This is a genomic window from Agrobacterium tumefaciens str. B6, assembly GCF_001541315.1.
Taxonomy (GTDB): domain Bacteria; phylum Pseudomonadota; class Alphaproteobacteria; order Rhizobiales; family Rhizobiaceae; genus Agrobacterium; species Agrobacterium radiobacter.
This window is the reverse complement of sequence record NZ_LMVK01000019.1, coordinates 1-14,157: the sequence shown is the minus strand read 5'-3', so window position 1 is coordinate 14,157 and position 14,157 is coordinate 1. Positions and strand designations below refer to the sequence as shown.

The following is a 14,157-nucleotide window of genomic DNA, read 5'->3' as shown; positions in this document are numbered from 1 at the left end:
CAAACCCACCCCAAGAGGAGGATCACCATGACCACAGGTTTTTTCGGCGATATCGCCAAGATCAAATATGAAGGCCCCGACAGCACCAATCCGCTGGCCTTCCGCCATTACAACCCCGACGAAGTCGTCGCCGGCAAGCGCATGGAAGATCACCTGCGTTTTGCGGTCGCCTATTGGCACACCTTTACCTGGCCGGGCGGTGACCCCTTCGGCGGCCAGACCTTTGAGCGTCCGTGGTTCGAAGACACCATGCAGGCGGCAAAACTGAAGGCAGATGTGGCTTTCGAATTCTTCTCGCTGCTCGGTTCGCCGTTTTATTGCTTCCACGACGCCGATGTGCGCCCGGAAGGCAAGAACTTCGCTGAAAACACCAAGAACCTCAACGAGATCGTCGATTATTTCGCGCAGAAGCAGGCCGATACCGGCGTGAAGCTTCTGTGGGGCACGGCGAACCTCTTCTCCAATCGCCGTTTCATGTCCGGCGCCGCCACCAATCCCGATCCGGATGTCTTCGCCTTCTCCGCCGCAACCGTGAAGACCTGCATGGACGCCACCAAGAAGCTCGGCGGCGCGAACTATGTTTTGTGGGGCGGCCGTGAAGGTTACGAGACCCTGCTCAACACCGATCTTTCGCGTGAACTCGACCAGCTCGGCCGCTTCCTCAATCTGGTGGTGGAGTACAAATACAAGATCGGCTTTGAAGGCACGATCCTGATCGAGCCGAAGCCGCAGGAGCCGACCAAGCATCAGTACGACTACGATGTCGCGACCGTTTATGCTTTCCTGCAGAAGAACGGTCTCGATAAGGAAGTGAAGGTCAATATCGAGCAGGGCCACGCCATCCTCGCCGGCCATTCCTTCGAGCACGAACTGGCCATGGCCAACGCCTTCGGCATCTTCGGCTCCATCGACATGAACCGCAACGATTACCAGTCCGGTTGGGATACCGACCAGTTCCCGAACAACGTGCCGGAAATGGCGCTTGCCTATTACCATGTTCTGGCCGGCGGCGGCTTCAAGAATGGCGGCACCAACTTCGATTCCAAGCTGCGCCGTCAGTCGCTCGATCCGCAGGATCTGCTGATCGGCCACATCGGCGGCATGGATTGCTGCGCCCGCGGCCTGAAGGCGGCGGCGAAGATGATCGAGGACGGTGCGCTTTCGAAGCCGCTTTCCGAGCGTTACGCCAAGTGGGATTCGGCTGAAGCCCAGAAGATGCTGCGCGGCGAGCTGAAGCTCGAGGAAATCGCAGCGCTGGTCGAGAGCCAGGATATCAACCCCGAGCCGAAATCCGGTCGTCAGGAATATCTCGAAAACGTGGTCAATCGTTACGTTTGACGAGGTCATAGATTCTCAAAAGGAAGCGGGAGAACATCTCCCGCTTTCGCCGTTTCGGGTTGCGATCGCCGTCACGACACACGTAACGTCATCCTCGGGCCAAGCCCGAGGATGACGTTACGTATGGAGCAAGGCAGGCCCTAAAGATCGTATGAGGGGACATGCTCTCCGTTATCCACCCAAAGCGGGGAAGGCTTTCCGCCACCGCTCTTCACTTTTCAGCAGCTTCCAGAAAATACGTTCCCGTCCGTCCCCATCAGCCATTTCCGCCGCATCATTCTCCCTCAATCGGAACGGAAGGGCGAGACGCGCGGCGCCTTTCGCGAACCGGCTGCCGGCATCGACAAGCATGGTTCTGGCAGACCGTATTTTTGAAAGGCATCCCGCCGGGCCAGAGGCGGGAAGGGCTGATCGGATAGGTGTCGTGAAAAGACTGTGACCGAGGGGCCGCGATCGCGGTCCCGATGCGGCGGCCCGGTGAACGCAACAACTTCCACCACTTCCCATTTCCCCCGCATTCGCCGGGTCGATGTCTTGCGCCGCCGGCAAACCGCTGCGGCGGCATTGGCGCATGCAAGGCGCTTTGGACTTGTTAACTGCGCAGCCTGAAACGTTGTAGATTCTTTGCTGCCCGGCTGTACCTCGCAGGCGGCATGGTCTAAACCGCTGCTGATCTTTTCACACCCGATGGACGACAAGGGCCTCTCCGATGACCGATCCCAAAACGCTAGCAGCCCGTTTCCCCGGCGACTTCCTGTTCGGCGTCGCGACTGCCTCGTTCCAGATCGAAGGCTCCACCAGGGCGGATGGCCGCAAGCCCTCCATCTGGGATGCCTTCTGCAACATGCCGGGCCATGTCTTCGAGCGTCACAATGGTGATGTCGCCTGCGATCATTACAATCGCTGGGAGCAGGATCTCGATCTCATCAAGGACATGGGTGTCGAGGCCTATCGTTTCTCGATCGCCTGGCCGCGCATCATTCCCGATGGTTTCGGCCCGATCAACGAAAAGGGGCTGGATTTTTACGACCGCCTCGTTGATGGCTGCAAGGCGCGCGGCATCAGAACCTATGCGACGCTTTATCATTGGGACCTGCCGCTGACGCTGATGGGCGACGGCGGCTGGGCCTCGCGCTCCACGGCGCACGCCTTCCAGCGTTACGCCAAGACCGTCATGGCCCGCCTCGGCGACCGGCTGGATGCGGTGGCGACCTTCAACGAACCCTGGTGCGCGGTATGGCTCAGCCATCTCTACGGCATTCATGCGCCGGGTGAACGCAACATGGAGGCGGCTCTTGCCGCCATGCACCACATCAATCTCGCCCATGGTTTCGGTGTGGAGGCATCCCGCCATATCGCGCCGAAAGTGCCGGTGGGGCTGGTGCTCAACGCCCATTCCGTCATCCCGGCTTCCGATAGCGACGCCGATCTCAAGGCGGCGGAGCGGGCCTTCCAGTTCCACAACGGCGCGTTTTTCGATCCTGTCTTCAAGGGCGAATATCCGGCCGAGATGATGGAAGCGTTGGGCGATCGTATGCCTGTCGTGGAGGCGGAAGACCTCGCCATCATCAGCCAGAAGCTCGACTGGTGGGGTCTGAACTATTACACGCCGATGCGCGTTGCCGACGATGCGACGCCGGGCGCGGAGTTCCCCGCCACTACAGCGGCCCCCGCCGTCAGCGATGTGAAGACCGATATCGGCTGGGAGGTCTACGCGCCGGCGCTCAAGTCGCTGGTGGAGACGCTCTACAAGCGTTACGACCTGCCGGAATGCTACATCACCGAAAACGGCGCCTGCTACAATATGGACGTCGAAAACGGCGAGGTGAATGACCAGCCGCGCCTTGATTATTATGCCGAACACCTCGGCATCGTCGCCGATCTCATCCGCGACGGCTACCCGATGCGCGGTTATTTCGCCTGGAGCCTGATGGATAATTTCGAATGGGCCGAGGGTTATCGCATGCGTTTCGGTCTCGTGCATGTGGATTACGACACGCAGGTGCGGACGCTGAAGAACAGCGGCAAGTGGTACAGCGCGCTGGCCTCGGGTTTTCCGAAGGGGAACCATGGCATGACGAAGGGGTGAGGCTTCCTCCCATCCCTGTGACGAGCACAGGAATGAGGGTTGGGGGCAGGCGTGCATGAACTTTACGCGCCGTATCCGGTAGCAGGCGATGCGTCACCGCTCTCTGCAATAAAGTTCTGCTCCCTTATTATCAGTTTTCCCAACTTTTTTACCGGTTACCGCGCGGTGCCTGCTTGCACGCGCCGTCCCGTCTCCTATGTCAGGCGGGCTACGACGGCGTAGCGTCCGTTCTGCCGGTCAAGGGGCAGAGCGGGATGGTCCTCCCAGGGAAAACGAACATGCTTATCGAAAAACTCAACTGGCGTTATGCCACAAAGAAAATGGATCCTTCCAAGGCCGTGTCTGAAGACAAGGTTGAACGGATCGTGGAAGCGGCGCGGCTTGCGCCCACCTCCAGTGGTCTGCAGCCCTTCGAAGTGATCGTTGTTACCGATCCTGAAGTGCGCGCAAAGATCCGCGAGATCGCCTGGAACCAGGCGCAGGTGACCGATGGTTCGCATCTGCTGGTCTTTGCAGCATGGGACAATTACACCGAAGAGCGGATCAACCACATGTTCGATCTGGTCAATGAAGAACGCGGCATCAAGAATGAAGGCTGGGAAGCCTATCGCCAGATGCTGCTCTCCACCTATCCGCAGCGCGAGCAGCAGGTGAATTTCGAACACGCCGCCCGTCAGGCCTATATCGGCTTCGGCATGGCCGTGGCGCAGGCCGCTTTCGAGGGCGTCGATTCCACCCCCATGGAAGGTTTCGATCCCGCGAAGCTCGATGAAATCCTCGGCCTGCGTGAAAAGGGTCTGCGCTCCGTCACCATTCTGCCGCTCGGCTACCGTGAACCGGAAGGCGACTGGCTGGTGAACCTGAAAAAGGTCCGCCGCCCGCTCGAGGAATTCACCAGCCGCGTGTGATTTTCATATCGTCGTGAAATCTTGACTGCCGCAGGGCCGCACACGCGGCTTTGCGGTAGATTTTTTCTCTCTTTTCAGATAATTGAAAAAACATCCCTGTTAAATGGTGGCGTGTGCAGGCAAGTATGCGTCATCGAATTGCCGATCCCCGGCATTTCTGAGTGAAAGCCTGACGAAATGACCCGGAAAATCAGCTGTAATCGAATGTGCCCGAAGGCTGCATGAAGAGAGCGGTTCAGCACCGCAACAGGATTTTTTGAGACCCGATCCGTCACGCATTCCCAGAGTTCACAATGAGTTTTCCATCCAGTGCGGCATCGCCCGCGCGTTCAGAACAGGCGGTCCCGGAAGGGGCGGCAAAGGAGCCGATGGTCACGTTTGAAGGCGTGACCAAGACCTTTGGCGGCGCCGACGGCAAGCCCGGCTTCGCAGCCCTTGCCGGTATCGATTACATCGTGCCGAAAGGCTCCATCACCGGCATCATCGGCCGCTCGGGTGCGGGCAAGTCCACGCTGATCCGCCTCGCCAACGGCCTTGAGAAGCCCTCGACCGGCCGTGTGGTCGTTGATGGCGTCGATGTCGCGGCGCTCGATGAAAAGAGCCTGCGCACGCTGCGCCGTTCCGTCGGCATGATCTTCCAGCACTTCAACCTTTTGTCGTCGCGTACCGCTTTCGACAATGTGGCGCTGCCGCTCGAAATCGCCGGCATGGGCAAAAGGGAGATCGAAACCCGCGTTGCGCCGCTGCTTGATCTCGTCGGGCTTTCCGACAAGGCCAATCGTTATCCGGCGGAACTCTCCGGCGGCCAGAAGCAGCGTGTCGGCATTGCCCGTGCGCTCGCCACCCAGCCGAAGCTGCTCCTCTCCGACGAGGCGACATCGGCGCTCGATCCTGAAACGACCCAGTCCATTCTTGAACTTCTGAAGCGCATCAATGCCGAACTGGGCCTGACCGTGCTGCTCATCACCCATGAGATGGAGGTGGTGAAGACCATCGCCTCGCAGGTGGCTGTTATCGACAGGGGCCTGATCGTCGAGGAAGGCACGACCTTCGATATCTTCACCGCGCCTAAACACGAGACGACCCGCAGCCTGCTGTCGTCCTCAGTTGGCGTGAAGCTGCCGCACTGGGTCACTTCGGGTCTCAAGCCGCAGGCAGCGGAAGGTGATCGCGTTCTGGTGCGCCTGGTGTTCTTCGGCGAAACGGCGTTCCAGCCATTGACGGCGCGCCTCGTCGCCGAAATTGGTCCTGATGTGAATATTCTCGCCGGTACCATCGAGGAGATTTCCGGCCAGCCCTTCGGTTCGCTCGTCGTTTCCTATCCGGCCTCGGCTGACGTCACCGCCCGCGCCGATCGCTTTTATGGTGAGACCGGTCTTCACACGGAGGTGCTCGGTTATGTCGCCTGATATGCTGTTCAACCTTCTCTTCAAGGGCCTGTGGCAGACGTTGCACATGGTCGCGGTCGCCGGCATCGTCGGCTCGCTGATCGGCGTGCCTATGGGTGTTTTCCTTGCCACCAGCGGCAAGGGCGAACTGTTTCCCGCGCCAATGACCAACCGCATCCTCGGCCTTATCGTGAATGCGGCGCGCTCCACGCCCTTCATCATTCTTGTCGTGGCGATCATTCCCTTCACCCGCCTCGTGGCCGGCACGTCGATCGGCACCAGCGCCGCCATCGTGCCGCTGACGGTCGCAACCGTGCCCTTCATCGCAAGGCTGGTGGAAGCGGCGATCCGCGAGGTGGACAAGGGTCTGATCGAGGCTGCCCGCGCCATGGGCGCCACCCCGCTGCAGATCGTCACAAAGGTGCTTCTGGCGGAGGCCAAGCCCGGCATCACGCTGGCGCTCACGCTCACGCTGGTCAGCCTCATCGGTTATTCGGCCATGGTTGGCGCAGGCGGAGGCGGCGGGCTGGGCGACCTCGGCATCCGCTATGGTTACCAGCGCTTCATGCCCGACGTGATGCTGGCGGTGGTTCTGGTGCTGATCGTGCTGGTGCAGCTGGTGCAGAGCGCCGGCGACAGGCTGGCGCGCAGCTTCGACAAGCGGACCCGCAAGAATTAACTGCGTTCATAATAACAACCCAAGGAGACACCCATGAAGAAACTCATCCTCGCGGCTTCGCTCGCCGCTCTCTTCACCGCCGGTCAGGCGCTGGCCGAGACCATCAAGATCGGCGTCACTCCCGCCGAGCACGCGCAGATCATGGAGCAGGTGAAGAAGATCGCGGCCGCCAAGGGCCTCGATATCGATATCATCGAATTCTCCGACTATGTCGTGCCGAACCAGGCGCTGGCCGATGGCGAGCTGCAGGCCAACTCCTTCCAGCACCAGCCTTACCTCGACAACCAGATCGCTGACCGCAAGTTCGATCTCGTCAGCGTTGGCACCACCATCACCACCCCGATGGGCGTTTATTCGAAGAAGGTGAAGAGCCTTGACGAGCTGAAGGACGGCGCAACCGTCGGCATTCCGAACGACCCGACCAATGGCGGCCGCGCACTGCTGGTTCTCGCTTCCAAGGGCGTTCTCAAGGTCAAGGAAGAAGCCGGCCTGAAGGTGACGCCTGCCGACATCACCGAAAACCCGAAGAACATCCAGATCGTCGAACTTGACGCCGCCCAGCTGCCGCGCTCGCTTGATGACACCGACGCTTCGGTCATCAACACCAACTATGCGACGGCAGCCGGCCTGAACCCGAAGAAGGACGCCATCGCCATCGAAAGCGAAAAGTCCCCTTACGCGAATGTCATCGCCGTTCGTGCGCAGGACAAGGACAAGCCCTGGGTGAAGACGCTGGTGGAATCCTACCAGAGCCCGGAAGTGAAGGCCTTCATTCTGGAAAAGTACAACGGCACGGTCATCCCGTCCTGGTAAGCCGCTCCGGCACTGTAAAAAATGACAACCTCTCCCGTTCGCGGGGGAGGTTTTTTGTTTCCGGGCGGGCGCAAATCCGTGTTCCATGAAAAGCCCGGGGCATTTCAGGGAAGAATTTTTCAGAGTCGCTGCCGGACTGTCGTTTTATACCCGTGTTTTTTTGGGGCGGAGCCACGATGCGGTTTAACGGCTTCTGAATGTTTCCTTCGGAAGATGATGCTTTCGAAGGGGATTTTATGCGGATTGCGCCGCGCAACATTGGGGACTATTTGCCGGTCGGGCGCAGAACCGCCGTGGGCGTCGTATTGTCCACCTTCGCGCTGGTGCTTCTCATCGTCACCGCGCTGGTCCTGTCCGCCCTCAGTCAGGTGCGTGAAAAGGCGAATTCGCTCGATAATGCCCGTTCGCGCGAGACGACGGCGGGTGCTCTCGTCACCTTTCGCGAACAGCTCGGCGCAACGCTGAATGATTACGCCGCCTGGGATGATGCCGCCGAATATGTCTATGCCCCTGATCGTTTTGACTGGGTGGCGAGCAATTACGGCGAGATGACGATCAATAACGATCTTTTCGATACTGCCGTGATCATCGACGAGGACGACAGGGTCCGCATGGCCTATCAGAACGGCAAGCCGGCGACATGGAGGCCAAACGCCTATTTCGCCGGCGGCCTTAAGGAAATGATCGATCGCGTGCGTTCCATGCGTCCCGGCATCCCCTCGCAGGTCACGGGTTTCGTCAAAACCGGCGATGGCATCGCTGCAGCCGGTGTCGCGCTCGTGCGGCTGAAATCCGGGGCGCTGCCGCCGGTTGATGCGGAGCGGCGTTATCTGGTTTTTGCCCGTCACCTCAAGCAGGCGACGGTGGACAAGCTTGCCCGCAACTACGTCATCGAGGGGCTGGAACTGCGATATGGCGACGGACCTGCCGCCAACCATGTGGATATCGTCAATCCCTTAGGCGAGGTGCTGGCGCGGCTCGTCTGGCGCTCGCACCTGCCGGGGGATGTCAGCTTTCATGAGGCGCGGCCGGTGGTCTTCACCGCGCTTGGCATTGCCGGCACGTTTTTCCTCGTGCTGCTCATCATCGGTTCGGCCACGCTGGACCGGCTGAAAGCGGATGAGGCGGCAGCGCGGGAGGAAGCGCTGCGCGACCGGTTGAGCGGGCTCAGCAACCGCGCGGGTCTCTTTGCGAAACTGAACCGCATGGTCGACAACGGCCGCCACGACAAGACGGATATCAAGCTTCTCTATCTCGATCTCGACGGCTTCAAGGAAATCAACGATTCCTACGGCCATGCCGCCGGCGACCGGCTGATCAAGGGCGTGGCCGCGGCGCTCAGGGTGCTGGTGCCGGAAGGCGCTGTCCTGGCGCGGCTCGGCGGCGACGAATTCGCCATTGCCATCCAGGGCAACGACGTCTGGTCGGAAGGCCGAAAACTGTGTCTGGCGCTTCTCGAACTCTTTACCGAGCCTTTCAGCATCGGTGAAAGGGTGGCGAGCATCGGCTGCAGCATCGGCACCTCGGTTTCCCGCGCCGGCGATATCAATGGCGAGGAATTGCTGCGGCGTGCCGATATGGCCATGTATCAGGCCAAGGAAAACGGACGCGGGCGTTACGTTTCCTATGAACTGAAGATGGATGCGCTGCGCGAGGAAAAGCTGCAGCTCGAAGCCGATCTTCGCTCCGCCATCCTGAACGACGAGATACAGGTGGTTTATCAGCCGGTCGTCAGCGCCGCCACGCGCTGCATTACCGGGGTGGAGGCGCTGGCCCGCTGGCAGAGGCCGGGATATGGCTTCGTGCCGCCGGATATCTTTATTGCCGCTGCCGAAACCAGCGGGCTGATCGACCGGCTCGGCCTTCTCGTCCTGCACAAGGCCTGCGAGACGGCGCAGCAATGGCCGTCCATCAAGCTCTCGGTGAATATCTCTCCCGTGCAGTTCCGCAATCCGGCCTTCTCCGGCCATATCGCGGATATTCTTGACGCGACGCAGACACCGCCCGAAAGGCTGCGGCTGGAAATGACGGAAGGTTATTTCATCCAGCATCCGGAGCGGGCGAGTGCGGCCATCGACAAGCTGAAACAGCTCGGCCTGCATATTGCGCTCGACGATTTTGGCGCCGGCTTCGCCAGTGTCGGATATCTGCGCCGCTTCGGTTTCGACCGGATGAAGATCGATCGTTCGTTGATCATGGCGCTCGATAAGGGCGGCCGGTCGCTGGAAATGCTGCAGGCCACCGTGGCGCTGGCGAAGTCGCTCGATATTCCGGTCACGGCCGAAGGCGTGGAAACGGAAGAGCAGGCTGCCATCCTGCATCTGTGCGGCTGTGATGAATTGCAGGGTTACCTGTTTTCGAGGCCGGTCGCAGCCGAGGAGATTACCGACATGCTGGATGGGCAGGATGCGCCGTTATTTGCTCTGAGAGCGGGGGCGTGAGAGGCGCACCGATGTCTTTCAGCAATTCTTGATCAACTGAGAGTGCCGCCCATTTTATTCTCCCCGGCGGGGAGAAGAAATACGCGGCACCCGCTCAATCGAAACCCGGCTCCTGTGCATTCTGATGCTGACCCGGTTTACCGCCCCAGATGCTGTTCGCCGCGCTTCTTTGCCAGTTCGATCTGCTGCTGCCGGTCGCGGAACCGCTGGCGGTCCTCTTCGCTGCGGTCGTCGTAGCAGCTCGGGCAGGAGACGCCTTCCTCGAATTTGGGAGACAGGCGTACTTCCGGCGTGATCGGGTTGCGGCAGGCGTGGCAGAGCTCATGATCGCCTTCGGCAAGGCCGTGGACAACGGAGACACGCTCGTCGAACACGAAGCAGGCGCCTTCCCACAGGCTTTCTTCTTCCGGCACCTCTTCCAGATACTTCAGGATGCCGCCCTTGAGGTGATAGACCTCGTCGAAACCCTGCTCCTTCATGAAGGCGGTGGCCTTTTCGCAGCGAATGCCGCCGGTGCAATACATGGCGATCTTCGGCTTGTTGTGCAGGCCGGGATTGTTCTTCACCCAGTCGGGAAACTCGCGGAAGGTTTTCGTCTTCGGATCGACCGCGCCCTTGAAAACGCCGATGGCGGTCTCGTAATCGTTGCGGGTGTCGATGACGATTGTGTCAGGGTCGGAGATCAGCTCGTTCCGGTTGCGCGGCGCGACATAGGTGCCGACGATGCGGTTCGGATCGATATCAGGCACGCCCATGGTGACGATCTCTTTCTTGAGCTTCACCTTCAGCCGCACGAAGGGCATGTGCGAGGCACGGCTTTCCTTGTGTTCCAGCGCGGCAAATTCCGGCTGGGCGCGCAGGAAGGAGAGCACGGCGTGAATGCCCGCATCCGGCCCGGCAATGGTGCCGTTGATGCCTTCGGCGGCAAGCAGCAGCGTGCCCTTGACGCCGTTCTTCTGGCAGAGCTCGAACAACGGCTCGCGCAGGCTCTCGAACCGCGGCAGGCGGGCGAAATGATAAAGCGCGGCCACAAGGAAATCACCAGAGGTGTCCGGGCGGGGGGGAATGGTCGTGTCGGTCATGGGCGCTGAAATACAGCGACGGCGGCCGCAAAGCAATATTTATCAGCGGGTCCGGGCATTTTGAAAATCGTCAAATCGGGAGGGTTTGGGGGCTTCCAGCCGACGCGCGTCGGCGCGGCGGAGAGAGTCTTTTCAGCCCGAGGACTTGGGCGGGCTGGATTCCGGCTCAAGGCCGGAATGACGGAGGTGAGGGAGCACCGAACGAGAAGTTTGGGCTACTTCGCCGCCCGCCGCCACAGCAGGCCGATGATGCGGCTTTCGGTGCTGGCGGATTCGGAAAACACCTCGCCTGCCAGCGCAAGGCCTTCCGTGCGCAACGCCTGCTGCCGCTGGATGATGGCGTCGAGCAGCAGGGCCAGCCGCTCGCCATTGCCGAAACGGTCCGGCTCGCGGTCGGCGACGGCGGCAAGAACCGAAAGATCGTGCTCGTGACCAAGAATGTCGACCAGCCGCTTGGTATCGGCCCGCTTGGCGCGCATGGCGGAAGGCCAGAGGCGGCGCATCAGGCCGAGATGCATCCAGTAGGCCTGCCCGGCCTTGCGCAATTCGTGGAAATGTTCGACGTCGGCCTGCTCGTGGCAATCGGTGAGCGCCTTGCGCGCCCTTTTTCGCTGTTTCGCCCAAGCGGTTCTTATCAGCCGGGCGGTGTCTTTCAACTCATCCGGCAGCGACAGGGCCTCGAGCTTCCTGCGCGCTTCCTCGCAGCCGGCGATGGCGGCGGCAATGGCCTCGTCGAGGCCGGCCTCATGTTCTATGGCGTCGTCGCGGCGCTTGCGCAGCATCGCGGTGATCGATCGCAACGCTTCGCCCTGCGCGTCCGAGCGCGCGAAGGTCTCGAGATATTCCGCCGTCTCCACCAGCGCCGTCGCATCCCGCGCAAAGGCGAGGGAGCGGGCGATATCGCGAATACGGGCATTTTCCTCACGGCCGAAATCCGGCGCCGCCTCGCGGATCAGGCGGTAGAGGGCGCGCAGCCGCTTGAACCGCTTGCGGGCGTCATGCACCGCCTCGTGCGATCCCGACGGCTGGTCGCGCAGGATCGTGATCGTATCGTCGATCAGTTCCAGCCCGGCGCGACGGATTTCGTCGTCGAAGGGCTTTTTCGGATCAATTCTGAAGGGCATCCGACAGGTCTCCATTCGGACAGTCCATGGCGAGCGACTGGTTGGAGAAGCGCTTGTCTCCGGTTACTTCCCGGCCAAGCCAGGACGGTAGAGCGGGATCGGCATTCTCGTCATGCATTTCCACTTCCGCCACGACCAGCCCGTGATATTTCCCTTCGAAAACATCCACCTCCCAAGTGAAACCGCCGTGATTGACGGTGTGGCGGGTTTTCTCGATCACCACGCCCGGCGCGCTTGCCATCAGCTCTTCGGCATCCTTGAGGGGTATGGAATATTCATATTCGTCGCGGACAAGGGCGCTGGCGCCGATCTTGATGGTCAGGGTCGCGTCACGCTGGTCGACGATCCTCACCCGAACCGAACGGTTTTCCATCGAGGCGACATATGCCTGCCGGAAAGCCATGCTATGCGTCACCTCATTCCGCCATTCACCGCCTGCAACCAGAAACTTCCGTTCAATTTCCTTGGCCATGCTGTCCCCGCGAACTGGTGCTGCAGATTATCGCAATATGACATTATGATGAAGCGAATTGATTGAAGTATCTGGATGAAAATGCGGCTGGCGCGCCTCGACATGAAAGCCGAGGCAGGCTAATCCGTAGACGGAATTTCAATCGTTTCAAACGCGCAAGGAGGCTCATCTTGGCCCAGGACTCCGAAAAACTGCTCTCCATCCTCAAGCTCCAGCCGGTCGTGCCGGTGCTGATCGTGGATGACGCCGCTTCCGCCGTGCATTTGGCGCGCGCTTTGGTCGCAGGCGGGCTGAAGGCGATCGAGATCACCATGCGCACGCCGGCGGCGCTCGACGCCATCCGCGCGGTTGCGGCGGAAGTGGAAGGCGCGCATGTCGGCGCCGGCACCATTCTCAACGCCCGGGATTTCGAAGCGGCGGCCGAAGCCGGCTCCACCTTCATCGTCAGCCCCGGCATCAATAAAAGCGTGCTGGAAGCCGCGCGCGGTTCCAAGGTGCCGCTGCTTCCGGGTGCGGCCACAGCCAGCGAAGTCATGGCGCTGCGCGACGAGGGTTATAAAGTGCTGAAGTTCTTCCCGGCCGAACAGGCTGGCGGCGCACCTTACCTCAAGGCGCTGTCTTCACCGCTCGCCGGCACCGTGTTCTGCCCGACCGGCAGCGTGTCGCTCAAGAACGCCAATGATTATCTCTCCCTGCCGAACGTCGTCTGCGTCGGCGGTTCCTGGGTTGCCCCGCGCGAACTGGTGGCGACCGGCGACTGGGCGGGCATCACCAAGCTTGCTGCCGAAGCCGCGGCACTGCGCGCCTGATTTGCGTCCCGTCAAACCCGTTCACGAAGGCGTGAGCGGGTTTGACATTTGTATTCGGCCCACGACTTCCTATCTCCCCTGTAGATTTGACCTTTACAGGAGATTTTGATGTTCGACGCCAAGAAGCTTCTTGAACAATTCCTCGGCTCTCAGGTGCCGGGCCTTTCGGGAAGCGTCCGTGACAGAGCCGGGCAGGCCGCCGATATCGCCAAAAACAATCCCCTGAAGGCCGGTGCGCTCGCCGCCGCAATTCTGGGCACCAAGACCGGCCGTAAGCTCGCCGGCAATGTCGCCACCATTGGCGGTGTGGCTGCGATCGCCGGCCTCGGTTATCTCGCCTACAAGAATTACAAGTCCGGACAGGCCCCGGAAGCTGCGCCGAAACCCGAGCCGGAGCTTCTCGCCCCGCCCACAGATTCCGCCTTCCACCCGCAATCGCCGGCCCTTTCCAATGATTTCGCGCTGAAGCTCATCCAGGCGATGATCGCCGCCGCCAAGGCGGATGGTCATATCGATGAGAAGGAGCGCGCCAATATCATGGACAAGGTGCAGGTCTCCGGCATCGATGACGAAGCCGAGCGGTTCCTGGAAAAGGAACTGGCCGATCCGCTCGACATCGACGCGCTGGTGGCCGCCGCCCGCACGGAAGAGCAGAAGGTGGAGCTTTATACCGCCTCGCGCCTTGCCATCGAGGCTGATACGCGGGCGGAGCGGGGGTATCTCGACCTTCTTGCCGGGCGGCTTGGATTGCCGGATGCGCTGGTGGACCATATCGAGGCGACGGTGATGGCGGCGAAGGTTTGAGGTAGGAGTTTGGGGCTCACCCCCTCTGCCCTGCCGGGCATCTCCCTCTCAAGGGGGGAGATCGAGTTGTGGTTGGGTCTCGACAATCTCAACGTTTGAGAATGAAGCGTCGGGAAAGCCTCCTGCTGATCTCCCCCTTGAGGGGGAGATGCCCGGCAGGGCAGAGGGGAGTGAGCGCCACCCACTACGGCGGCAAGTCCCGCCCCATAC

At 60.9% G+C, this 14,157-nt stretch carries 12 protein-coding genes; 9 read left to right on the top strand and 3 right to left on the bottom strand.

What is annotated here, in order from left to right:
* The first annotated feature begins 27 nt into the window (after positions 1 to 27).
* From xylA to ASB65_RS15420, 7 genes are all read left to right on the top strand, one after another.
* Complete coding sequence (xylA, locus tag ASB65_RS15455; RefSeq protein WP_060724546.1) at positions 28 to 1,338, top strand: xylose isomerase; 1,311 nt, start codon at positions 28 to 30, stop codon at positions 1,336 to 1,338.
* A 709-nt stretch (positions 1,339 to 2,047) separates the two neighbouring features.
* Entirely contained in the window at positions 2,048 to 3,427 is a 1,380-nt protein-coding gene (locus ASB65_RS15445) for a GH1 family beta-glucosidase (RefSeq protein WP_060724544.1), read from the top strand.
* Between the two features lie 278 nt (positions 3,428 to 3,705).
* Positions 3,706 to 4,335, top strand: a complete 630-nt coding sequence (locus ASB65_RS15440) for an NAD(P)H-dependent oxidoreductase (RefSeq protein ID WP_020009083.1) — start codon at positions 3,706 to 3,708, stop codon at positions 4,333 to 4,335.
* A gap of 368 nt (positions 4,336 to 4,703) precedes the next feature.
* Positions 4,704 to 5,744, top strand: coding sequence for a methionine ABC transporter ATP-binding protein (locus tag ASB65_RS15435; protein ID WP_080868635.1), 1,041 nt, complete (start codon positions 4,704 to 4,706; stop codon positions 5,742 to 5,744).
* Positions 5,734 to 6,402, top strand: a complete 669-nt coding sequence (locus tag ASB65_RS15430) for a methionine ABC transporter permease (RefSeq protein WP_060724542.1) — start codon at positions 5,734 to 5,736, stop codon at positions 6,400 to 6,402. Before ASB65_RS15435 ends, ASB65_RS15430 begins: the two co-directional genes overlap by 11 nt.
* A gap of 33 nt (positions 6,403 to 6,435) precedes the next feature.
* The gene (locus tag ASB65_RS15425; protein WP_003505446.1) at positions 6,436 to 7,215 is read left to right on the top strand and encodes a MetQ/NlpA family ABC transporter substrate-binding protein; all 780 of its coding nucleotides are present in this window, start codon (positions 6,436 to 6,438) and stop codon (positions 7,213 to 7,215) included.
* Between the two features lie 197 nt (positions 7,216 to 7,412).
* Positions 7,413 to 9,656: a bifunctional diguanylate cyclase/phosphodiesterase gene (locus ASB65_RS15420; RefSeq protein WP_060724541.1), complete on the top strand. Its 2,244-nt coding sequence runs from the start codon at positions 7,413 to 7,415 to the stop codon at positions 9,654 to 9,656.
* 137 nt (positions 9,657 to 9,793) lie between these two features.
* Here the strand turns inward: ASB65_RS15420 and ASB65_RS15415 are convergent, their stop codons facing one another.
* From ASB65_RS15415 to ASB65_RS15405, 3 genes are all read right to left on the bottom strand, one after another.
* Positions 9,794 to 10,738, bottom strand: coding sequence for a rhodanese-related sulfurtransferase (locus tag ASB65_RS15415; RefSeq protein WP_060724540.1), 945 nt, complete (start codon positions 10,736 to 10,738; stop codon positions 9,794 to 9,796).
* 215 nt (positions 10,739 to 10,953) lie between these two features.
* Positions 10,954 to 11,862, bottom strand: coding sequence for a CHAD domain-containing protein (locus ASB65_RS15410; RefSeq protein WP_060724539.1), 909 nt, complete (start codon positions 11,860 to 11,862; stop codon positions 10,954 to 10,956).
* Entirely contained in the window at positions 11,846 to 12,334 is a 489-nt protein-coding gene (locus ASB65_RS15405) for a CYTH domain-containing protein (RefSeq protein ID WP_060724538.1), read from the bottom strand. Before ASB65_RS15405 ends, ASB65_RS15410 begins: the two co-directional genes overlap by 17 nt.
* A 170-nt stretch (positions 12,335 to 12,504) precedes the next feature.
* Here ASB65_RS15405 and ASB65_RS15400 point away from each other — a divergent pair, with 170 nt between their 5' ends.
* Positions 12,505 to 13,143: a 2-dehydro-3-deoxy-phosphogluconate aldolase gene (locus ASB65_RS15400; RefSeq protein ID WP_003505453.1), complete on the top strand. Its 639-nt coding sequence runs from the start codon at positions 12,505 to 12,507 to the stop codon at positions 13,141 to 13,143.
* 108 nt (positions 13,144 to 13,251) lie between these two features.
* The gene (locus tag ASB65_RS15395) at positions 13,252 to 13,947 is read left to right on the top strand and encodes a tellurite resistance TerB family protein (RefSeq protein WP_060724537.1); all 696 of its coding nucleotides are present in this window, start codon (positions 13,252 to 13,254) and stop codon (positions 13,945 to 13,947) included.
* The last annotated feature ends 210 nt before the right edge of the window (positions 13,948 to 14,157 follow it).

Excerpts from the sequence above, each read along its gene's own strand:
- ASB65_RS15435 (WP_080868635.1), top strand. The coding sequence starts at position 4,704 with ATGGTCACGTTTGAAGGCGTGACCAAGACCTTTGGCGGCGCCGACGGC.
- xylA (WP_060724546.1), top strand. The coding sequence starts at position 28 with ATGACCACAGGTTTTTTCGGCGATATCGCCAAGATCAAATATGAAGGC.
- ASB65_RS15410 (WP_060724539.1), bottom strand. The coding sequence starts at position 11,862 with ATGCCCTTCAGAATTGATCCGAAAAAGCCCTTCGACGACGAAATCCGT.
- ASB65_RS15445 (WP_060724544.1), top strand. The coding sequence starts at position 2,048 with ATGACCGATCCCAAAACGCTAGCAGCCCGTTTCCCCGGCGACTTCCTG.
- ASB65_RS15425 (WP_003505446.1), top strand. The coding sequence starts at position 6,436 with ATGAAGAAACTCATCCTCGCGGCTTCGCTCGCCGCTCTCTTCACCGCC.
- ASB65_RS15440 (WP_020009083.1), top strand. The coding sequence starts at position 3,706 with ATGCTTATCGAAAAACTCAACTGGCGTTATGCCACAAAGAAAATGGAT.
- ASB65_RS15395 (WP_060724537.1), top strand. The coding sequence starts at position 13,252 with ATGTTCGACGCCAAGAAGCTTCTTGAACAATTCCTCGGCTCTCAGGTG.
- ASB65_RS15405 (WP_060724538.1), bottom strand. The coding sequence starts at position 12,334 with ATGGCCAAGGAAATTGAACGGAAGTTTCTGGTTGCAGGCGGTGAATGG.
- ASB65_RS15420 (WP_060724541.1), top strand. The coding sequence starts at position 7,413 with ATGTTTCCTTCGGAAGATGATGCTTTCGAAGGGGATTTTATGCGGATT.
- ASB65_RS15415 (WP_060724540.1), bottom strand. The coding sequence starts at position 10,738 with ATGACCGACACGACCATTCCCCCCCGCCCGGACACCTCTGGTGATTTC.
- ASB65_RS15430 (WP_060724542.1), top strand. The coding sequence starts at position 5,734 with ATGTCGCCTGATATGCTGTTCAACCTTCTCTTCAAGGGCCTGTGGCAG.